Genomic DNA, 20,939 nt, shown 5'->3' with positions numbered 1-20,939 from the left:
TTTTGTGAGGTATCCTATTATGAAAAAGAAAAGAATATTAATTACATCTTTTGATATGGAAATTGGTGGAGTAGAAAGAAGTTTGATTGGTTTATTAAATACAATTGATTACAGTAAGTATGATATAGATTTAATGTTATTTAAACATGAAGGAGGATTTTTCTCTTTACTACCCAAAGAGCCGAATTTATTAGAAGAATTGCAACAATATACTACTTTTAGAAAATCAATTAAACAGATATTACAAGAAGGGCATTTCTCAATTGGAATTACTAGGATGATAGGAAAAGTTATGGGTGTTATGCATGGAAGGTTTGTAAATAGTAAAGAACCTGGATACTTTGTCATTCAATATGGATGGAGAATATCTCTTCCATTTCTTCCAAAATTGAGAGAAGAGTACGATGTTGCGATAAGTTTTTTATGGCCGCATTATTTTATAGGGGATAAAGTTCGAGCGAAAAGAAAAATTGGGTGGATTCATACTGATTATTCGAACATACAACTTAACAAAGAAATGGAATGTAAAATGTGGAGGGAAATGGATGATATCGTGGCGGTTTCTGAAAGTTGTAGAGATACATTCCTGAATAGTCTACCTTATATTAATAAAGAGGTGCAAGTGATAGAAAATATAATAGATTCTGAATTTGTTTGTGAACAATCCAATGAAGGAGATATTACTCAGGAAATATCAATAAATAGCGCGCGAATCAAGTTAATTACTGTTGCTAGACTTTCGCATGCTAAAGGAATTGATGACGCTATATATGCGCTTAGACAGTTATTAGATCAAGGGTATGATATCGAGTGGTACATAGTTGGATATGGGCCGCAAGAAGCGGAACTTAAATTGTTGATAGATAAACTAGGACTTCAAGATAAATTTGTTTTACTAGGTAAGAAGATTAATCCGTACCCGTACATAAAAGCATGTGATATTTATGTACAACCTTCTAGATACGAAGGGAAGGCAGTAACAGTTCGGGAAGCGCAAATTCTTAAGAAACCAGTATTAATAACTAATTTTTCAACTGCCAAAAGTCAGTTGGAGAACGGCGTAGATGGATATATTTGTCCAATGGGTATAAAGGGAATTGTCGAAGGAATAAAAAAAATGATTGATGATGTTGAATTCAGAAATGAAATTGTTAATAATGTAAGCCAAAAAAATTATGGTAATGAAATAGAAGTGGAAAAGATATATAGGTTAATTGAATTAGAATAGATTAAGCTATAAAACTAAAAAATCTTTTACTATTTATAAAAGATACTTGGGGGAATTATTTTTATGGATAATGTTTTAGTATTAGATACATCAGTAGGTTCTCTTAACAAGGGTGACGATATAATAATGAAGTGTGTAAAGCATCATCTTTCTGATATAACTAAAAATGCATATGTTTTAACATTACCTACTCATGTTTCACCTTTTCATTGGTACCAAGTAGCGAGAAAATCAAATAGGGTAAAGATTTATAGTGATGCGAAATATAAGTTTGTAGGTGGTTCGAATTTGCTAGCAATGGATATGTTTACTCATTTTCCACAGTGGAATATAAATATATTTAATTATGGTCCTTTAAAGGGGAGTATTCTGGTTGGAGTGGGTGCAGGCAAAGGGAATAAAATAAATCCCTATACAAAAATGTTATATAGAAAAGTTTTATCGCATGAATATATACATAGCGTTAGAGATGAAAGAACAAAAAAATTTTTAGAAGAAATGGGGTTTAAAGCTCTAAATACTGGTTGTGCAACTTTGTGGTCTTTTACGCCTGATTTTTGTAGGGGAATTCCGAGTGGAAAATCGGAATCGGTTGTTTTTACATTAACTCATCATTCTAAAGATCGTGAAAAAGATCAATTACTGATAGATATACTTAACAAAAGTTATGAAAATGTCTACTTTTGGATACAAGACGCTGATGATTTTGAATATTTAAAATCTTTAGAGGGTATACAAGGTATAAAAATTATATCTCCTACTATAGAGGCATATGAAAAAATCCTAAATACAGCCGTTGATTATATTGGAACACGTTTACATGGCGGTATATTTGCTATGCGTCATAAAAAACGTGCAATAATTATCTCTATAGATGAAAGAGCTAAGGGGATGGGGGAAACGTATAATTTAAATCTGATTGATAGAGAAGATTTAAATAATCTCGAAAAAATGATAAATGCAGAGTTTATCACGGATGTTCAAGTGAATTTTGATGTAGTAAATCAATGGTTAAAACAGTTCTCTAATTAACAAATGTATTGTGATAAAAATGGCGATTTATTAGGAGGCTCAAATGAATAGTATAATTCTCGATAAAATTGTCGTAAGAAATAATAGAGTTGATTATTATTTTAGTATTAAGGGGGATTTACAAAAGTATTTTAAGACAAGTAATCATATGTTTCTTGAATATAACTATGATGTATCTGACATCTCTTTAAGTATTTTGGCTATTCCGTTTGTTGCGAATGTAGTTCCTCTTGTATGGATTACTAATTCAACAATAGTAATAAATGAATTAGATAAATCTTTTTATATTTGTTTAAATAATATAAAAAATGCATATCAAAACATGTTTCCTGGTGTGAAATTTAAAGGATCCATGGTTGTAGGAGAAATTATTGATAATGTTTACATTCCGGAACTTGAAGCGGCATCTTTATTTAGTGGTGGATTGGATGCACTTACTACATTTATAAGAATAAAAGATAAACACCCCTTGCTAGTTACTGAATATGGATGGCATGAAAATGAAATAGAGGGTAGTAAAGTATGGGAGGCAGATAAAGAAAATGCCGTAAATTTTGTAAAGGATAATGGACTAGAAAATATTTTTATACAATCTAACTATGGGACCTTTATAATTGCAGGGAACATTGACCATGATTTTAGAGAAAAGTTAAACGATACATGGTGGCATGGATTGCATCATGGTCTAGCAATAATATCTGCAGCTATTCCAATAGCTTTTAAACTTAAGATAAAATGTATATATATTGCAAGTTCTAATTCCCCATTATATCAAGTTACTTGTGCATCTGATCCAACTGTGGATAATGAAATAAAATATGCATCTGGAACAGTCTTTCATGATGGATACGAACTTACTAGACAAGAAAAGATTAAAGTTGTTGTGGACCATTATTCAGCTAGTAAAGAACCTGTTAATATCAGGGTATGTTTTAAAAATGAAGAAAATTGTTGTAAATGTGAAAAATGTTTAAGAACAATTATGGGAATTATTGCTGAAGGGAGAGACCCTCGTGAATATGGTTTTAATATTCCAAGTAATCTTTATCAGTACGTTAAAACTTCTTTAAATAATGAGGTGAAGTTTTTTACTAATACATTCATTGAAATGTATTGGAATTTAATCCAAGTGCGAATGAAACAAAATTGTGATTGTATTACAGATAAAAATTTACTAAATTGGTTTCTAGATTATGATTTCAAGGCGCAACGAAGAAAAGCGTTATTAAAATACAGGATAACAAAGTTTTTCCCGATTTTAAAGAGGAAGATTAGTGCCAAATTTAGTAGAGTGGGTACGCAAAACAATTAAAATATAGAAGGTATTACGATGAGAATACAAAACTCCTTAAAAAATATTTTATTCGGTTTGTCTGGACAAATAATTAGTATTGGTATGGGATTTGTTGTTCGAACTGTTTTTATTTTTACACTCGGTATAGAATATTTAGGTGTGGATGGGCTTTTTACAAGTATACTATTGATGTTTTCCCTAGCTAATTTAGGATTTGATACAGCTATAATATATAGTTTATATAGGCCATTAGCTGAGAAGGATATTTATAAAATACAGGCATTAATGAATTTATATCAAAAAGCATACAGATTAATAGGAGTAGTAGTTTTATTAATAGGGTTATCTCTATTGCCATTTCTTGATCATTTAGTGAATGCAGATACTACGATTAAAGACATTAACATTATCTATCTTTTATTTTTAATAAGTTCAGTGTCATCATATTATTTTGTATATAAGCAATCTATTATTATTGCTGATCAAAGTAACTATATTATTTCTAAAATACACACTTTGTTCATGATTATATCTAATGCATTACAAATTGTTTTATTAATAATTATTAGTGATTACATTGTAGTACTGGTAGCTCAATTAACATTAAAAGTAATTGAGAATGTATATATTGCAAATAAGGCAAATAAATTATATCCATTTTTAAAAGAAAAAAATAATGCGAAATTATCTAAGACAGACAGACGTGAGTTTTTTGAGAATTTGTATTCCTTGTTGCTATATAAAATTAGTGGTGTAGTAATTAATGCAACAGATAATATAGTTATATCGAAATTTATTGGGGTTATTTGGGTTGGGGTTTATTCAAATTATTTGTTGATCTTAAATACATTAAATACCTTATTAGGCTATTTGTTTTATTCTATCACTGCTAGTGTTGGAAATTTGAATGTGAAAGAAAATGCAGAAAAAAAATATTTTATTTTTCGTGTAATTAACTTTTTAAATTTTTGGATATATGGATTTTGTACAGTTTGCCTTTGGAATTTGATAAATCCTTTTATAACAATCTGGTTAGGTGAGGAATATGTGTTTAATAAGTATGTATTATTTTTCATATTACTTAATTTTTTCACTTCAGGAATGCAAAATACAACTACAATGTTTAGAGAAACCACAGGTTTATTTAAAAAAGGGAAGTACAGACCTATTATAGCGGCAATTATAAATATTGTAGTTTCTATAATTCTTGCGAAACAAATAGGAATAGCAGGAGTGCTTTTAGGGACTGTTATTAGTAGATTATGTACTTACTTTTGGTATGACCCTTATATTATATTTAAAATGATTTTCAAAAAATCTGTAAAAGTATATTTTATTAGATATATTTTGTTTGTAGTGCTTGTATTATTTTCTATTATAGCAACGGATTTTATTGGTTATATTTTTCACATAAATATATTTATGGACATGGCAATACGTAGTATTTTGTGTCTGATTATTCCGAATCTGATCTTTTGGATGGTATTTAAAGAGGCGGAAGAGTATAGATATTTCCTTAATTTAACCCGGATATTAATAAAAAAAATAAAGCCGAAAATATTAACTCGGAAATTTCCGAATGATAATTATCCATAAATTATAATTTTATTTTTTCCATATCACAGTAAAAAATGCTTTATTTACGGAAGAGATTTTAGGTTGTTCTGAAAATAATAGTAGGTAATAATAGGGGCGTTAGGTATAAAGAGTATAGTGTCTTTTTAATAATATTGTAAGTTTAAATAGTTATAAATAAAAGAGTATTGAAATGAAAACAGCTAGTAAGAATAGACCTTTTTAGAAAGGAATTGTAAAAAGACTTTCTAAATAATGGATCTCTAAAAACAATAAAAAGTGATATTACTTCTCTTATATCCAATCAATTTACCTTATGAAACATAAGATGTAGAAAAGCAAAAAAGAGGTGTGAATTGATGTGGAGAAGAAGGGATAATCTTGGGAATTTGAATGATTTAGATTTGGTGTCCAAGCCTCCTTTTCATAATGACATTTTAACTTATGATAGTACGCAATTAAAATGGATTCCAAAATCATTTGAAGCTACAAATTCTACAAGTATATATGTATTAGAATTAGATAGATGGGATGTTAAGAATGATGGGACTGATGCTATCAATACTTCCCAAGGTATTAATAATGCTCTAGTATGGGCGGCTCAACAAGGTTATACGGAAGTTGTGTTACCTAGAGGAATATATTTGATTGATAAACAAACACCCATCGAACCACCAAGTCATTTAACTTTGAATCTAAACGGTTCGACATTAAAAATGGAAACAAATAATTTGACTGGATATGCAATTATAAGTTTTCGTAGAAATCAAGTATATTCTAGGATAACAAATGGTATTATCCAAGGAGATAGATATACACATGATTACTCTAGTGGGGGAACACATGAGGCAGGGTACGGCATTGAATTGGGGAGTTTTACTCCACCTGCTGATGGGGGGAACAATACACGGTTTGTATCTTTAGATAATCTAGATATTTTAGATTGTACAGGAGATGCCATTACACTGAACAGTACTTTTGGGCAGATTTCACCTTTTCCTACAGCATTAGCAAGTTCATTTGAACAGGGAGCAATTAATACAACAGATGGTTCATTGGTAAGTAGTACAACAAAGATACGTTCCAATTTGCAAATTGATATGAACCAAGTGGCTATTGTAAAGTATGGTTACTTTGGATTATATGGAAATGGATTTGGAGCATTGGGTTCTGAAATAAAATGCGATTATTATGATGTCATTTTTTACACTTCAAACAATATATTTTTATCTTCAAAAACCAATGTACAATTCTTTGATGAAGTAGAAGTCCCTAATGGAGCAAGTTATGCTAAAGTTGTTTTGCATCAAGGGAATGTTCCTGCTCCTGCAAATTGTTTAATAAATGTTCGGGTACCTTCTTTTTCGCAATATACTTATATAGAAAAATGTAATTTACATGATTGCCGTAGACAAGGGATTAGTGTATGTGGGGCAAAGAATGTATATATTCGAGATAATGATATTCATCACATCGCAGGTACCAATCCACAAAGTGGACTAGATATTGAAGATGGATATGATTTAAATCAATATATATATATTGAAAGAAATAATTTTCATGATAATAAAAATTATAATATTATTGTTGTAAATGGGAAATTTATCTATATATCGAATAATTCTATTATGAATACCATTACAAATGCTTATGTTGGGTTGTCTATTAATGGTGGTGCAGATAGGGTAATCGTAACAGGGAATAATATCCGATTAACCAAGGTCTCTTTGTTAGGAGATGTTATTTTTTCCAATAATTATGTATACGGAGCGCAAGTAAATGTTCAAGGTGTATATGTAAATCGATCTATTAATATATCGGATAATGTTTTTTCTAATAGTAAAATGATTATTGATACTCCCTTTCCATATGCGGTTAAAGTTGATTCCTGTCGTTTTATAAACGATACAGATAAACTTAATTCCTTGTCATCATTGTATCAGTGGACATTAGAGCTGAAAAATGAACCGCAAACTATCTCAAATTGTATATTTGAAGGACAAGACGTTTTGTATTTAAATTATGTACCAGTAGGAACAGTTAAATCAGGATGGATATTTGAAAATATTATATTTAATAATGTTAAACCCCCAACCCTAGTTGCAGGGACGTATACAAATTGCTTTTTTAAGGATGTAATCTTTTTGGGGATAGCAAGTACAGGAAGCACTTTAGAATTAAAAGGTTGCAAGTTCTTTAGTATAGATAGAAATAACACGTTATTTACAGTGAATAACCTCAAAGCATTCAAGATGATAGATTGTCATATAGAAAAACCAAATGGTACGGTCTTGAATATTCAAAATGTATCTGATGAAATAGTGTTAAGGGGAAATACTATAAAAATTACAAATGATACTCTTCAGAGAGCTATTATTGTTTTGGATGCAGCGTTTACTGGTAAGCAAGTGATAATTCAAAATAATATTATAAATTCCACAAATTTGATGCAAGTTGGGATAGATAATAGAACAACGAGTAGTACACCTCAAGTAGTAATTCAAAATAACGTGTTAAATAATGCGAAAATTACAATTACGGGGAGGGAATTTTTACAAGGAAATATTGTTAATGGTGTAATCGATTCAAATTAATGCATGGTGATAATTAAATTTGAATAGTTTCAAAAAGTTATGAGAAATGAAGTAGAGTGGCTCTTAATAAATATGTCTATAAAGTATTATATAATGGTACATGGAAGGGTTTTGTCCAATGTAATCATTCGAAATAGTCTAATTCCTAATAGATAATATGCTTATTGACTTTTAGTTACTACTATAGAAAAGAGAAAAGCTATTATGTTTTTTATAAACATAATAGCTTTTTGTTATTACGTTAACTGCATACTAAAAAATAGTGAGTAGGAGAATGTTTTAATAATAAATGTTTTTTTATACTATTAAGCGTTGTTTATAAAATTGTTTTTGTGAATATACTTTTTGAGATTTTTACAGTGTGTAATAGTCTCTTGGATAAGCATTTGGAAAATATATTTTGCACCTATGTGTATTGCTTTCTTCTACTTATTAAGTTTTAAAGTTGTGTACTAAAGAAAATGTTTGCAGGTGATAAGTAAAGAAAAATTGAATACAATTCTTTACTTACAACTTGAAAATACTTGATTTCAATCCGTAATGAATACTTTATATATTATTTCACTTTGGAAAAGCATTTGTAATAATTTAAGATGGGGGAATGATTGGTAATGAAGAGACTGTTGGATATCTTTATTTCTTTATTATTATTAATTTGCTTTTTTTTCATTATTCTTTTAGTAGCAATTATAGTTAAAACCCAGATAGGATCACCTATTTTATTTAGACAACAACGTCCAGGGTTACATGGAAAACCCTTTTATCTTTATAAATTTCGTACGATGACCAATGAGCGAGATAATAGCGGGGAGCTCTTACCAGATTACGCTAGATTAACTAAAGTTGGAAAATTCCTGAGGAAATATAGTTTGGACGAATTACCACAATTAATAAATGTGCTAAAAGGTCAATTAAGTTTGGTGGGCCCTCGACCATTATTAATGGAATATATGCCTTTATATTCGCAAGAGCAAGCTAAAAGGCATAATGTTAAACCCGGAATCACTGGATGGGCTCAAATTAATGGAAGAAATAGTATCTCATGGGATGAGAAATTTAAATTAGATGTATGGTATGTTGAGAATCAAAGTTTTCTTTTAGATTTGAAAATTTTATATCTAACTTTTAGTAAGGTTTTAAAATCGGAAGGGATAACAAATAATAAGCATGTGACTATGCCAGTTTTTAAGGGGGGAATCGAGCATGGGGGGGAATAAAATGAACATTTTGTTTACTAGCTCTGGTAGGAGGGTCACTTTAATTAAAAAATTTAAGGAGGTATTTGAACAAGTAGGAATCAAAGGGAAAATCTTTACTGCAGACTTAAAAGAAACTGCTCCTACCATTTACTTTAGCGATAAGCATTTTATTGTTCCGCGTGTAAATGAAGAAGGATATATAAATGAATTGTTAAAAATATGTAGATCTGAAATGATAAATCTAATAATTCCGTTAATTGATACGGAATTAATCCTTATGGCTAATAATTCGGAGGTTTTTGAAGGTATTGGTGTAAAAGTACTAGTTTCTAGTATGGAATTAAATAAAATTGCTAATAACAAAAAATACACATATAACTTTTTTGTCTCTAATAATATACCAACTCCTAGAGTGTATAGTGATGAAGAGATTGGAAGAAAGGAATATCAATTTCCACTATTAATTAAACCTTTTGATGGCAGTTCTAGTAAAGGTGTAACAAAAATAATGAATGAAAAGGAATTGGAATTTTTTAAGGAGTATATACCTAACGCTATGATACAAGAGTACGTTTCAGGAGAGGAATACACTATAGATGTCATGGTAGATTTCTATGGGAATATAAAAACGATCGTTCCTAGATTGCGTATAGAGACACGAGCAGGTGAGGTAAGTAAAGGTGTGACCAAGAAAGATTTTGACATCATCCAAGCAGCAGAAACTGTAATAAAAGCTCTTCCTAATCCTATTGGATGTATTACTTTACAATGTTTTAAAAAGGAGGATGGGCAAATTACGTTTATTGAAATAAACCCTCGTTTTGGAGGAGGAATACCACTATCAATAGAAGCAGGAGCGAATTTTCCACTTTGGACAATTAAAATGTGTCAGGGGGAAGTCTTTATAGATAAAGACTTTAATTGGAGAGAAAATTTAACAATGCTTAGATATGACGAAGCGGTTTTTATGGAGAGTATTTAATATGGTGATTCAAGCAATTGTTTTTGATATGGATGATACTTTATATAAAGAGAAAGATTATGTCGTAAGTGGCTTTAAAGCAGTGGATGATTGGATTAAAGATAACTATGGAAAAATTGGTTTTTATAATATCGCAATTCGATTATTCAATTCAGGTGAAAGAAAGTTTGTGTTTAATAAAACACTTAAAAAGTTAGACATTGATTATGATGAAAAATTGATTAGTAATTTGATAGAACAGTATAGGTTCCATAAACCAGATATTCAATTGTTGGATGAAGCGGATTGGGTACTAAATAATTTGGTTAATACCGTTAAAATAGGACTTATTTCAGATGGATATTTAGTTGCTCAAAAAAGAAAAATAAATGCATTAAAGTTAAAAGAGAGGGTTCATTCAATAATTCTCACTGATAAGCTAGGAAAAGAATGTTGGAAACCAAGCAAAATTCCTTATGAAAAAATAAGTAAGGAATTACAGGTGCCTCATGAGCAATGTGTCTATATAGGAGATAATTTAAGTAAGGATTTTATAACGGCCAAGAAATTGAAATGGTTAACGATCCATATTAGTAGAGAAGATGGAATTTACCATAATCTTATAGTTGAGCAAGCTTATAAAGCACATTATACAATTGATAATTTAAGGAGATTATCTGATATATCTGTATTAAAGCATATGTTTTTAGATACATAGTATTTAAATATGTATAAAGGATGTGTTTACATGCACACAGTTCAGCATAAAAAGCGAATTTACCTTTCCTCTCCGCACATGAGTGGGAATGAACAAAAATATATCCAAAATGCATTTGATACAAACTGGGTTGCTCCTCTTGGGCCAAATGTCGATGGGTTTGAACGAGAACTTGCATCTTTTGTAGGAGTTAGAGGAGGTACTGCAGTTAGTTCAGGTACTGCTGCTATTCATTTAGCTTTGCAGTTATTAGGTATTCAAAAGGGAGATACAGTATTTTGTTCCAGTTTTACTTTTGTAGCGAGTGCAAATCCGATTGTTTATTTGGGAGCGGAACCGGTATTTATTGACTCAGAACCGGAAACCTGGAATATGTCACCGAGTGCATTGGCACATGCATTATATGAAGCTAATAAAATGGGGAATTTGCCTAAGGCTATCATTCTTGTTCATTTATATGGTCAGAGTGCTAAACTAGATGAAATTCTCTCACTTTGTCATCAATATAATGTTCCTATAGTTGAGGATGCAGCAGAATCTCTTGGTTCTACATATAAAGGAAAAGCAAGCGGTACATTCGGGAAATTTGGTGTTTATTCATTTAATGGAAATAAAATTATTACAACTTCAGGTGGTGGAATGCTAGTTTCTAATGATGTAGAAGCATTGGAAAGAGCGAGATTTTTAGCGACACAAGCAAAGGATCCAGCTCCACATTATGAGCATAGTGAGATAGGGTATAATTATCGACTGAGTAATATTTTAGCTGGTATTGGTAGAGGACAATTAGAAGTGTTAGAAGATAGGGTGAGAGCTAGAAGATTTGTATATAAACGGTATTACGAAGCGCTATCTAACATGCCAGGGTTTTATTTTATGCCTGAATTAGAACATACTCGCCCAAATCGTTGGCTTACTACATTGACAATTGATGAAAAGGAATCTGGGATTTCTATTGGGAAATTGTTGAGAATTTTAGCAGAAGAGAACATTGAAGCGCGTCCTATGTGGAAGCCACTTCATATGCAGTCGCTCTTTAAAGAGATGAAGTATTATCCGCATAGCAAAAATGAAGATGTGTCGCAGTACCTATTTCAAAGTGGAATTTGTTTGCCTTCAGGATCTAATATGTTAGCAGAAGATCAACAAAGGGTAATTCAAAGCATTTTAAAAGCTGTAGAATGGAAGAATTAAAAGAAAAGTAAGTGAAAATGGAATTTGAATTAGATTTGTATACGTACCACTAATTGTTCTTTATAATGAATCTTTTCTAGTGTTCAGTTTCAATTTACATAAAAAAAGGGAGGAGTATAGATTTGGAAATGTCTATAATATATAAGTCTGAGAGTAAATTAAAGCATGTAATTGAGAAAGTAATAAAAATAAAAAATTTCGTTCTTTAAAAAGAATGATAAAGGGGTATGTTTAACGAATTTAATATGTAAATAGTAATTGTAGTAACTTTTCATATATTAGGAGGAAGAAATGAGCGCTATAACTGGCATTATTCACTTTAATAATGAACCTATATCAATTGAACATGGCACACGATTAATGAGTGAATTACAAAAGTACCCTGCTGACGATATTCAAATATGGCACAAAGAAAATGCTTTTCTAGGATGTCATGCACAATGGATTACACCAGAGTCAGTTGGTGAACAATTACCCTTTTATAATTATGAAAAGCAATTGGCAATTACAGCAGATGCTATTATTGATAATCGTAATGAGTTATTTGAAAAATTACAAGTGGATTATTCGGATAGAAAAAACATGACAGATAGTGAGTTGATTTTACTCTCTTATCAGAAATGGGGGGAAGCGGCTCCAAAATATTTGGTAGGCGATTTTGCCTTTATGATTTGGGATGAGAAAAAACAAATTCTTTTTGGTGCCAGAGATTTTTCAGGAAGTCGGACCCTTTATTTTTATCGTGGTGAGGAAAAACTTGCTTTTTGTACCATTATAAATCCGTTATTTACTCTACCGTATATTGAGAAAAAATTGAATGAGCAGTGGCTTGCTGAATTTTTAGCTATACCTGTAAATTTCGAATCGGTAGATCCACAGTTAACAGTTTACAAATATATAGAACAAGTGCCTCCATCACACACTATTTTGGTAAAGGAAGGCGAAGTGAAGTTTTCACGATACTATACACCAACTGTTGGGAAAATGCTTAATTTAAAATCAAATGAAGAGTATGAAGAGGCGTTTCGAGAGGTGTATAAAAGTGCAGTGAAGGCACGTTTGCGAACACACCACCAAGTCGGAGCCCATTTGAGTGGAGGGTTAGACTCAGGTTCTGTCGTTAGTTTTGCTGCAAGGGATTTACGGACTGAAAATAAAAAATTACATACGTATAGTTATGTTCCAGTAGAAGGATTTGAAGATTGGACACACAAAGGTAGGATAGCTGACGAAAGACCATTTATTCAATCGACTGTAGAGCATGTAGGGAATATACAGGATTATTATTTAGAATTGCCAGAGAGAAGCCCACTATCGGAAATTGATGATTGGCTGGAAACAATGGAGATGCCATATAAATTTTTTGAGAATACTTTTTGGTTGAGTGGAGTTTATGAAAAAGCATCTCAGCAGGGAATAGGAGTACTTCTTAGTGGTCAAAGAGGTAATTGGACAGTATCATGGGGACCTATTTTAGATTACCAGGCAATGTTATTGAAAAAGCTACATTGGATTCGTTTTTATCGTGAACTATATTTATATAGTAGAAATATAGGAGTAAAAAAGTCACGTGTTTTTGAAGTGGTAAGACGAAAGGCATTTCCATTTTTGCATCAGTTACTTTTTTCAGGAAAACAAGATGCAAATTCCGTAATAATTAATCCGGAATTTGCAAGGGAAATGAATGTTTTTGACAGACTTAGAGAACAAGAAATCGATATAACAGGCACCGCTATTTCTAATGCATATGAAATGAAAAGAGAACAGTTTGAAAAACCATATTATTGGAGCATAAATGGCACGTATGAAACGAAATTATCATTACGTTATGCCTTATGGGATCGTGATCCCACAAATGACTTACGATTGATTCAATTTTGTTTGTCAGTCCCAGAAGAACAGTATGTTCAAAATGGTTTAGATAGAGCCCTGATCCGGAGAGCCACAAAGAGCTTCCTTCCTGATAAAGTACGATTGAATCAACGGGTTCGCGGTATTCAAGGTGCAGATGGTGTTTACCGTATGGCTCCTTTTTGGAATGAATTTATTGAGGAAGTTGAAGAACTTAGTGTAGATCCAGTAATCTCTGAATTTCTAAATGTAGAGGTAATTAAGAAAGCTATCTCAAAAATTTGTAAAGAACCTCGACCAGAATATGCATTTGATTTAGATTTTAGAGTTTTAATGCGCAGCTTAATCTTCTATCGATTTATAAAAAAAGCAATATGAAAGGAGGTGATACGTATGAAAAAGGAATGGAAACAACCTGTATTAGAAGTACTTAATATTAATATGACTATGGCTGGGCCTGGGCATAAATATCCAGATGCTGTTCAACCTGACCCAGATGATCCAGTTAAGTACAGTTAAGTCATTGGAAAAATAAAGCTCTTATATAGCTTTATTATATAAGAGCTTTCAAAAAATTGACAATGTGGGGGATAGGATGTTTGATTCTATGGGGAATGTGTTATATCAAGCTTTCGGGTTAAAAATAGTAAGTGAAATTCCATTACCCGAATTGTCTCAGCTGAATGAAAAAAAAGAGGTGGCAGATGTTCAAGTTGAAATAACGGATTTGTCAGAACAGTGGTGTAAATATAGCGCGGAAAAGCAAAAAACAATTGTAGTGGAGGATAATGTAGTTATGTTTCATGTTCCTCAAACTGCAATATTTTCTATACAGGCCGGCGAGAAAATCACCTTTTCACCTATGGCAGACGCAGAAGAAGATAAAATTCGCTTATATATTCTAGGAACTTGTATGGGGGCGCTTTTAATGCAACGTAAAACACTCCCATTGCATGGGAGTGTAATTGCCATAGATGGAAAAGCATACGCATTAATTGGTGATTCAGGAGCTGGAAAATCAACGTTAGCCTCGGCTTTTTTGAATAAAGGATATCAGCTTTTAAGTGATGATGTAGTTGCTGTGTCTCGTTTGAATAAAAATACTGCAATAGTTCATCCTTCTTACGCACAACAAAAATTATGGCAAGAGAGCATAAATGAGTTGGGGATGGAAGTAGCGCAATTGAGCCCTTTGTTTGAAAGAGAAACGAAGTATGCTGTTCCTGTGAATTCTCAATTCTTTCCAGATCCATTACCTCTTGCTGGTGTTATTGAATTAGTAAAAACACAGGGAGAAGATATTGAGACGACCCGTATAGAAGGGCTCGCACGCTTGTATAAATTATACCGTCATACTTTTAGGAGTTCTTTGATTTCTAAATTAGGATTAATGGAATGGCATTTTGAAACTTCAACTCATATTGCAAGTGGAATGGAAATGTTTCAAGTAAGTCGCCCGACTTCAAGATTTACAGCTCATGAGCTTGTGGAAGTTATTTTAAATACTATACAGAAAGGGAGTATGGTTGATGGTTGTCCACTCGAGAAAAATATCATTAAAACATAACGTTGTCCAAAGTAAAGGTAATATAGTAAGCGATATGGATGGAGAAAAAGTTATGTTAAATGTCCAGAAAGGAAAGTACTATAACTTAGGTGAAATAGGCGGAGAAATATGGGAGCTTATTGAAAAGCCAATAATAATTAATCAGCTTGTTACTATGCTAGTATCCAACTATGATATTGAACGAAAAGATTGTGAAGAGCAAGTTCTTTCCTTTTTAGAGTGTTTATTTCAAGAAGGGTTAATTCAAATAAAAGATCAGCCTAATAGATAGATTTGTAATTTCAAAAGAACTGTTAGGAAGGGATTAATGAATATTGTGAAAAGGTTAAGGGTATTTTTATTGCTGAACATGGAAACAAAGCTTTTATTTTTAGAGGCTTTTATTTTTTTAGGATGGGCGCGTGTACTAAAAAGTATTACCTTTTCCAAAGTTGCACCTTCTTTAGGGGATTACATGAACGAAACATCAGTTGCTCAAATTCAGCAACACGAGGATACACTAAAGGAGGTGTCCGAAGCAATTTCTATTATGAGTCGTTATACTTTTTGGGAAAGTCAATGTCTCGTTAAAGCGATAGCTGGGATGAAAATGCTTGAAAAACGTGACATTGAGAGTACTCTTTATTTAGGAACTGCTAAGGATAATAGTGGGGCACTAATTGCACATGCATGGTTACGTAGCGGTTCTTTTTATGTTACTGGATCGGAAGGAATGGAGAAATTCACTGTCGTTGGATCATTTGCAAAGAGGCTAAGTGAGAACACTATTAAAGGAGAGTAAAATGGAGAAAGATTTTGGTCTTAATGTAGAGTTCATGTCTAAGGAATTGAAACTTCTTTTTGCAATTTTGAAGTTAAAAGATGATGAAACAATGCAAACTTACAGCAATGAATGGTTTTCGGATATTGATTGGGAATTATTTCTTGAACAGGTTGTGCATCATCGCGTTTATCCGGTGATATATCAAAAACTTAAACAGGTAGATGAGGAAATAATTCCTTCACATATTGTACAATCCTTGAATAGAAAATATAAAAAAAATACATTTCAAATGCTTTATTTAAGTGCTGAAATGGAACGAATAAATAAAATATGTAATGAAAATGAGATTCGTATGATTTTTCTAAAAGGGCCTGTACTATCTCAGGATTTATATGGAGATATTTCTTTACGAACATCCTGTGATTTGGACGTTCTTATTCCAATTCAAAATTTAGAAAAAGTAGAAATGCTACTTTTAGAGCAGGGGTATGTAAAAGACGATTATATTCAAACGATATTAAATGATTGGAAATGGAGGCATCATCATATAACATTTTTTCATCCGACAAAACAGATTAAGCTTGAGATTCATTGGCGGTTAAATCCCGGACCTAGTAAGGAACCTGGGTTTGAAGAGCTTTGGAAGCGAAAGAGAAAAAGCACCCTTACGAGTAATTCCGTATATATGCTAGGGAAGGAAGATTTATTTTTATTTCTTGTATCTCATGGTGCTAGACATGGTTGGTCCAGATTACGCTGGTTAGTAGATATAAAAAAAATTGTCAATCAAGATCTTAATTGGAGTGAGATTCATAAACTAATGAAAACATATCAAATGCTACATTTAGGAGGACAAGCATTAATTTTGTCATCTCAATTGCTAGGTGTACGGATGGATGAAAGAATGATGGAATTAGTAGCTAAAAAACATTCAAAACAGTTAGCGCAAGAAGCCTTGTTTTATTTCAAGCAAATGATAAACTTGCATACCGATCCGGTTCCTGAAGAAGTACTTGCTTATCATAGTCGACATTTATTTTCGTTAATGTCTAATCAGCAAAAAACTTTATTTATTATGAGCCAACTATATCCTTATCCAATTGATGCGAAAACATTGCCGTTACCTAAATTTCTTCATTTTTTATATTTTCCTTTACGTCCGTTTCTATGTATTTGGAGAAAAACGAAGAAGTTTGCTTTGTTATTGGGGGAACATCGATGAATTATATTATATATTTTATGAAGAAATTATATTCTTCAGCAGGAAAAATACTGTATGTGAATTTATTTGGTATGGTGTTAATCAGTTTACTTGAAGGGATAGGTATTATTTTATTACTTCCTATGATAAGTATGACTGGAATAATTAATACAGGTGAGGAGACTTCTTTTATTGCACCTGTCTATAGAATTTTGCAGAATTTCCCTAAAACAACAAGTTTAATTTCTATTTTAGGTATATATGTATTAATAGTGTTAAGTCAAAATATACTGCAAAGAAATATAACGTTAAGAGATGCGAGAACGCAACAAGTTTTTGTACGAAAGTTAAGAGTAGAAACATATAGTATGATTTTAAAAGCAAAGTGGAGATTTTTTTTAGAAAAAAGGAAAACAAATCTAATTAATATATTAACTACAGAATTAGCTCGTGTTAGTTATGGGATTAATTTAATTTTACAATTGCTAGCTACTATTCTATTTACATTCATACAGGTAGGGCTTGCGTTTTTATTATCTCCCCAAGTCACTGTATTTGTTTTGGGCTTTGGCTTATTGTTCTTGGTAGCTTCTCGTGTTTTTATAAAAAAAGCACGGATACTAGGCGGTAAGACCTCAGAATTGGCAAAAGACTATCTTTCTGGTATAACAGATCATTTCAATGGAATTAAAGATATAAAGAGCAATACTTTGGAAGGATCACGTTTGGATTGGTTTCAATCTATAACAAAAAAGATGAGTAGCGAACAAATGGAGTATATGAGAATAAGGTCAAACTCTCAATTGTTTTATAAAATTTCAATGGCTATATTAATTGCATTTTTTATATTTTTGTCAGTAAATATGTTTCAAGCGCAAACGGCCCAGTTACTATTAATCATTCTCATTTTTTCAAGATTATGGCCAAGGTTCATGACGATTCAGTCAAATTTAGAACAACTGGCTGCAAGCATTCCTGCCTTTAAGTCATTATGGGAATTGCAACAGGAGTGTAATGAAGCGGTTGAAATGCAGGATATATACATGCAAAAACATATAAAGCCGATTTGTATAAAACAAGGTATTGAGTGTAAGGATGTTTCTTTTCGTTATAATAAGCAAGAAGCTTTATATGCACTTCAAAACATTAATGTACAAATTCCAATAAATAGTATGACGGCAATTGTAGGACATTCTGGTGCTGGGAAAAGTACATTAATTGATGTGTTAATGGGGTTAATCCAACCAGAAAAAGGTCAAGTGTTAATAGATGGTACCCCTCTTACAACTGATAATTTATTATCATTAAGACAGGCTATTAGCTATGTACCACAAGATCCGTTCTTATTTAATGCTAGTATAAGAGAGAATTTAATGATGATTGACTCGAATGTAAATGAAGAACAAATTTGGGCTGCATTAGAATTTGCGGCAGCAACTGAATTTGTACGAATGCTTCCAAATGGACTTGATACACTGATTGGAGATCGTGGGGTGAGGCTTTCAGGTGGTGAACGTCAGCGACTTGTATTGGCTCGAGCTATTTTAAGAAAACCGTCGATTTTAGTATTAGATGAGGCTACGAGTGCGTTAGATACTGAAAATGAAGTGAAAATCCAATCAGCAATAGAAAGATTGAAAGGAACAATGACTATTGTTGTTATTGCACATCGCTTATCTACTATACGCAATGCAGATCAAGTTATTGTTTTAGGAAAAGGTGAAATTGTTCAAAAAGGTGAATTTAATCAACTAGCTAAAGAAAGAAAAGGTGTATTTCGAAATTTACTAGGGTCACAAATGGAAGTTGGTTCTTAGAGGAGAAAAATTGAATGAAGCTTTGTATGAATGCAGTTCGAATCGAATAAAATCTCGAATAATGGTGAACTACAACAGAATCTTATTCGGGATTTTATTTGCGCGTTTTTAAAGTCAGTGAATACATATAAACAAGTACCTTGCAATAAATAGTACCAAGTGGTATATTATGGATATATCTAGTACCGTGTATTGAACAGTACTAAACTAAGAAAGGAGGATTACATTTGAACGTTCAGTTTAAAAAAGGTGTGTTAGAGCTATGTGTTTTGGCACTTGTGAAACGTAAAGATAGTTACGGTTATGAACTTGTACAGCAAATTTCAAATAAATTTTTAATATCGGAAGGTTCAGTATATCCATTATTACGTCGTTTAACGAAAGAGGGATATTTTCAAACGTATTTAAAAGAGTCCACGGAAGGACCGCCTCGTAAATATTATCAGCTAACAGAGCAAGGAGAGACGCAACTTCATTTGTTAGTAACAGAGTGGAGTGATTTTGCGAAAGGGGTACAAGAAATTATTGAAGGGGTGAATTGGGATGAATAAAGAACAATTCCTTAGAGAATTATCGAATCAGCTTAGAAAGTTACCGGAAGAAGAGAGGAAAGATATTTTATTTGATTATGAAGAGCACTTTCAGTTTGGGATAGAAGAAGGGAAAACTGAATTAGAAATAATAAAAGGACTTGGTTCTCCTAAAGTAATTGCAAAAGAATTACTTGCGATGTATCGTTTCGATGAAATGAAAAAAGATCCATCGACTTCAAATGTTACAAGAGCTGTCATGGCGGCGATTGGACTTAGTTTATTTAATTTTATTATCGTGTTAGGCCCTTTAGTTGCAATTATCGGTTTTATATTTTCTTTTTGGGTCGGTGGGATTGCTAGTGTAGTGACACCATTTTTCGTTATCGTAAAAGTATTTATGGGCACTTTTATATGGTTGGATCTTTTCGTTAGTATAACATTTGTTGGAGTAGGTTTGTTGTTATGTATGATAGCGTATTATAGTACGAAGTGGTTTAAAAGATTGTGCGTACGTTATGTGATATGGAACTTCAAAATGATAAAAGGGGAGTAGATGATGAAAAAAATATTGTTAGTAGCTATCGCTTGTATCATTATTGGAGTAATAGGGATTTCACAAACATATGAAAAAGCAGTACAAACTGCAGAAAAAGGCGATAAAGAAGACGTAATTAAAAACGAAACGTTAAAAAATATAGAAGTTAAGTTAGGTGCTGGGGATATTGTCGTCCAAAAATCTCCGGATGCCTCTTTTTATGTAAAGCAAACAGGAGATGTAAGTAAACAAGAAATTCGTATTACTGAAGATGGTGACACATTAAAAGTTATTGGGGAAAGAAAAAAAGATGTTTCGTTTGATTTTTCCTTTTACAATTTCGGATTTCAAACGTCTACATTGACTATATTTGTACCAGAACGTTCTTACCAAGAGATCAAAGTAAATTCAGCAGCTGGACAAATAGAAATAAGTGATGTGAAAAGTGACCGCGTAAATGTTGGAACGCTGGCAGGAGAAGTGGATTTGAAGTATGTAACAGCTAAGAACGTAGAGGGATCTACAAAAGCTGGTGAGGTGAACTTTAAAAAGGTTATGGGGAAAGTAACAGCAAAAACGACTAGTGGGGATGTATATATTATGGATCATGATCCTAAGTATGATGTAGAGGCAAGCTCAACTGCTGGAGATGTAACTATTACTTTATCGGAAAAACCAAAAGATGCAGTAATAACTGGGCAAACTCCTGGTGGAGATGTGACAATTTTTAATGAGGAAAATAAAAACGTAACAATTGGTAATGGGAGTAAAAAGATTAGCGGCAAAACGGCTGCTGGAGATGTTACTATAGAAACACGTTAATAATAGATGAGAAGATAGATTCATTCGAGTTTTTTGGAATGAATTAAAATCTACC

Annotated in this window: 19 protein-coding genes; all 19 read left to right on the top strand. The window is 32.1% G+C overall.

What is annotated here, in order from left to right; genetic code table 11:
- Positions 1–19: 19 nt before the first annotated feature.
- The 19 genes from BTOYO_RS04570 (at position 20) to BTOYO_RS04480 (ending at position 20,884) form a co-directional block, all read left to right on the top strand.
- Entirely contained in the window at positions 20–1,228 is a 1,209-nt protein-coding gene (locus BTOYO_RS04570) for a glycosyltransferase (RefSeq protein WP_000730211.1), read from the top strand.
- Positions 1,229–1,291: 63 nt separating this feature from the next.
- Positions 1,292–2,260 (top strand): polysaccharide pyruvyl transferase family protein, encoded by a 969-nt coding sequence (locus tag BTOYO_RS04565; protein WP_000370972.1) that lies wholly within the window; start codon positions 1,292–1,294, stop codon positions 2,258–2,260.
- Positions 2,261–2,303: 43 nt separating this feature from the next.
- A complete protein-coding gene (locus BTOYO_RS04560; protein ID WP_001084457.1) occupies positions 2,304–3,572 on the top strand; it encodes a hypothetical protein in 1,269 nt (422 codons plus the stop codon).
- A gap of 18 nt (positions 3,573–3,590) precedes the next feature.
- Positions 3,591–5,150 (top strand): lipopolysaccharide biosynthesis protein, encoded by a 1,560-nt coding sequence (locus BTOYO_RS04555; RefSeq protein WP_001222558.1) that lies wholly within the window; start codon positions 3,591–3,593, stop codon positions 5,148–5,150.
- Between the two features lie 338 nt (positions 5,151–5,488).
- Positions 5,489–7,723 carry a right-handed parallel beta-helix repeat-containing protein gene (locus BTOYO_RS04550; protein WP_000269322.1) on the top strand — a complete coding sequence of 745 codons (2,235 nt, stop codon included), beginning with the start codon at positions 5,489–5,491 and terminating at the stop codon, positions 7,721–7,723.
- Positions 7,724–8,334: 611 nt separating this feature from the next.
- The gene (locus tag BTOYO_RS04545) at positions 8,335–8,940 is read left to right on the top strand and encodes a sugar transferase (RefSeq protein WP_000825901.1); all 606 of its coding nucleotides are present in this window, start codon (positions 8,335–8,337) and stop codon (positions 8,938–8,940) included.
- Positions 8,927–9,904, top strand: coding sequence for an ATP-grasp domain-containing protein (locus BTOYO_RS04540; RefSeq protein ID WP_000509381.1), 978 nt, complete (start codon positions 8,927–8,929; stop codon positions 9,902–9,904). The genes BTOYO_RS04545 and BTOYO_RS04540 overlap by 14 nt, the downstream gene beginning before the upstream one ends.
- A 1-nt stretch (position 9,905) precedes the next feature.
- Positions 9,906–10,601 carry an HAD family hydrolase gene (locus tag BTOYO_RS04535; RefSeq protein ID WP_000236583.1) on the top strand — a complete coding sequence of 232 codons (696 nt, stop codon included), beginning with the start codon at positions 9,906–9,908 and terminating at the stop codon, positions 10,599–10,601.
- A gap of 30 nt (positions 10,602–10,631) precedes the next feature.
- On the top strand, positions 10,632–11,795 hold the full coding sequence (locus BTOYO_RS04530; RefSeq protein WP_000557692.1) for an aminotransferase class I/II-fold pyridoxal phosphate-dependent enzyme: 1,164 nt from the start codon (positions 10,632–10,634) through the stop codon (positions 11,793–11,795).
- 291 nt (positions 11,796–12,086) lie between these two features.
- On the top strand, positions 12,087–14,024 hold the full coding sequence (locus tag BTOYO_RS04525) for a lasso peptide isopeptide bond-forming cyclase (protein ID WP_001274520.1): 1,938 nt from the start codon (positions 12,087–12,089) through the stop codon (positions 14,022–14,024).
- Between the two features lie 15 nt (positions 14,025–14,039).
- On the top strand, positions 14,040–14,165 hold the full coding sequence (locus tag BTOYO_RS27255) for a paeninodin family lasso peptide (protein WP_000712621.1): 126 nt from the start codon (positions 14,040–14,042) through the stop codon (positions 14,163–14,165).
- Between the two features lie 76 nt (positions 14,166–14,241).
- Positions 14,242–15,213: an HPr kinase/phosphorylase gene (locus tag BTOYO_RS04515; RefSeq protein WP_000460442.1), complete on the top strand. Its 972-nt coding sequence runs from the start codon at positions 14,242–14,244 to the stop codon at positions 15,211–15,213.
- A complete protein-coding gene (locus BTOYO_RS04510; RefSeq protein ID WP_000260275.1) occupies positions 15,176–15,484 on the top strand; it encodes a lasso peptide biosynthesis PqqD family chaperone in 309 nt (102 codons plus the stop codon). Before BTOYO_RS04515 ends, BTOYO_RS04510 begins: the two co-directional genes overlap by 38 nt.
- Before the next feature lie 36 nt (positions 15,485–15,520).
- Positions 15,521–15,994 (top strand): lasso peptide biosynthesis B2 protein, encoded by a 474-nt coding sequence (locus BTOYO_RS04505; protein ID WP_001028388.1) that lies wholly within the window; start codon positions 15,521–15,523, stop codon positions 15,992–15,994.
- A gap of 1 nt (position 15,995) precedes the next feature.
- Positions 15,996–17,198, top strand: coding sequence for a nucleotidyltransferase domain-containing protein (locus tag BTOYO_RS04500; protein ID WP_000409751.1), 1,203 nt, complete (start codon positions 15,996–15,998; stop codon positions 17,196–17,198).
- Positions 17,195–18,994, top strand: coding sequence for an ABC transporter ATP-binding protein (locus BTOYO_RS04495; RefSeq protein ID WP_001106588.1), 1,800 nt, complete (start codon positions 17,195–17,197; stop codon positions 18,992–18,994). The genes BTOYO_RS04500 and BTOYO_RS04495 overlap by 4 nt, the downstream gene beginning before the upstream one ends.
- Positions 18,995–19,221: 227 nt before the next feature.
- On the top strand, positions 19,222–19,545 hold the full coding sequence (locus BTOYO_RS04490; RefSeq protein ID WP_001102631.1) for a PadR family transcriptional regulator: 324 nt from the start codon (positions 19,222–19,224) through the stop codon (positions 19,543–19,545).
- Positions 19,538–20,080 carry a DUF1700 domain-containing protein gene (locus BTOYO_RS04485; protein ID WP_001031393.1) on the top strand — a complete coding sequence of 181 codons (543 nt, stop codon included), beginning with the start codon at positions 19,538–19,540 and terminating at the stop codon, positions 20,078–20,080. The genes BTOYO_RS04490 and BTOYO_RS04485 overlap by 8 nt, the downstream gene beginning before the upstream one ends.
- Entirely contained in the window at positions 20,081–20,884 is an 804-nt protein-coding gene (locus BTOYO_RS04480; RefSeq protein WP_000976110.1) for a DUF4097 family beta strand repeat-containing protein, read from the top strand.
- Positions 20,885–20,939: the final 55 nt, after the last annotated feature.

The organism is Bacillus toyonensis BCT-7112, assembly GCF_000496285.1.
GTDB classification, from domain to species: Bacteria; Bacillota; Bacilli; order Bacillales; family Bacillaceae_G; genus Bacillus_A; species Bacillus_A toyonensis.
Note: the sequence above shows the minus strand (reverse complement) of the source record. Positions and strands in the feature narration are given on the sequence as shown.

Bases quoted from the DNA above. Each gene is read 5' to 3' on its own strand.
- BTOYO_RS04570 (WP_000730211.1), top strand. From the start codon at position 20: ATGAAAAAGAAAAGAATATTAATTACATCTTTTGATATGGAAATTGGT.
- BTOYO_RS04565 (WP_000370972.1), top strand. From the start codon at position 1,292: ATGGATAATGTTTTAGTATTAGATACATCAGTAGGTTCTCTTAACAAG.
- BTOYO_RS04560 (WP_001084457.1), top strand. From the start codon at position 2,304: ATGAATAGTATAATTCTCGATAAAATTGTCGTAAGAAATAATAGAGTT.
- BTOYO_RS04555 (WP_001222558.1), top strand. From the start codon at position 3,591: ATGAGAATACAAAACTCCTTAAAAAATATTTTATTCGGTTTGTCTGGA.
- BTOYO_RS04550 (WP_000269322.1), top strand. From the start codon at position 5,489: ATGTGGAGAAGAAGGGATAATCTTGGGAATTTGAATGATTTAGATTTG.
- BTOYO_RS04545 (WP_000825901.1), top strand. From the start codon at position 8,335: ATGAAGAGACTGTTGGATATCTTTATTTCTTTATTATTATTAATTTGC.
- BTOYO_RS04540 (WP_000509381.1), top strand. From the start codon at position 8,927: ATGGGGGGGAATAAAATGAACATTTTGTTTACTAGCTCTGGTAGGAGG.
- BTOYO_RS04535 (WP_000236583.1), top strand. From the start codon at position 9,906: ATGGTGATTCAAGCAATTGTTTTTGATATGGATGATACTTTATATAAA.
- BTOYO_RS04530 (WP_000557692.1), top strand. From the start codon at position 10,632: ATGCACACAGTTCAGCATAAAAAGCGAATTTACCTTTCCTCTCCGCAC.
- BTOYO_RS04525 (WP_001274520.1), top strand. From the start codon at position 12,087: ATGAGCGCTATAACTGGCATTATTCACTTTAATAATGAACCTATATCA.
- BTOYO_RS27255 (WP_000712621.1), top strand. From the start codon at position 14,040: ATGAAAAAGGAATGGAAACAACCTGTATTAGAAGTACTTAATATTAAT.
- BTOYO_RS04515 (WP_000460442.1), top strand. From the start codon at position 14,242: ATGTTTGATTCTATGGGGAATGTGTTATATCAAGCTTTCGGGTTAAAA.
- BTOYO_RS04510 (WP_000260275.1), top strand. From the start codon at position 15,176: ATGGTTGTCCACTCGAGAAAAATATCATTAAAACATAACGTTGTCCAA.
- BTOYO_RS04505 (WP_001028388.1), top strand. From the start codon at position 15,521: ATGAATATTGTGAAAAGGTTAAGGGTATTTTTATTGCTGAACATGGAA.
- BTOYO_RS04500 (WP_000409751.1), top strand. From the start codon at position 15,996: ATGGAGAAAGATTTTGGTCTTAATGTAGAGTTCATGTCTAAGGAATTG.
- BTOYO_RS04495 (WP_001106588.1), top strand. From the start codon at position 17,195: ATGAATTATATTATATATTTTATGAAGAAATTATATTCTTCAGCAGGA.
- BTOYO_RS04485 (WP_001031393.1), top strand. From the start codon at position 19,538: ATGAATAAAGAACAATTCCTTAGAGAATTATCGAATCAGCTTAGAAAG.
- BTOYO_RS04480 (WP_000976110.1), top strand. From the start codon at position 20,081: ATGATGAAAAAAATATTGTTAGTAGCTATCGCTTGTATCATTATTGGA.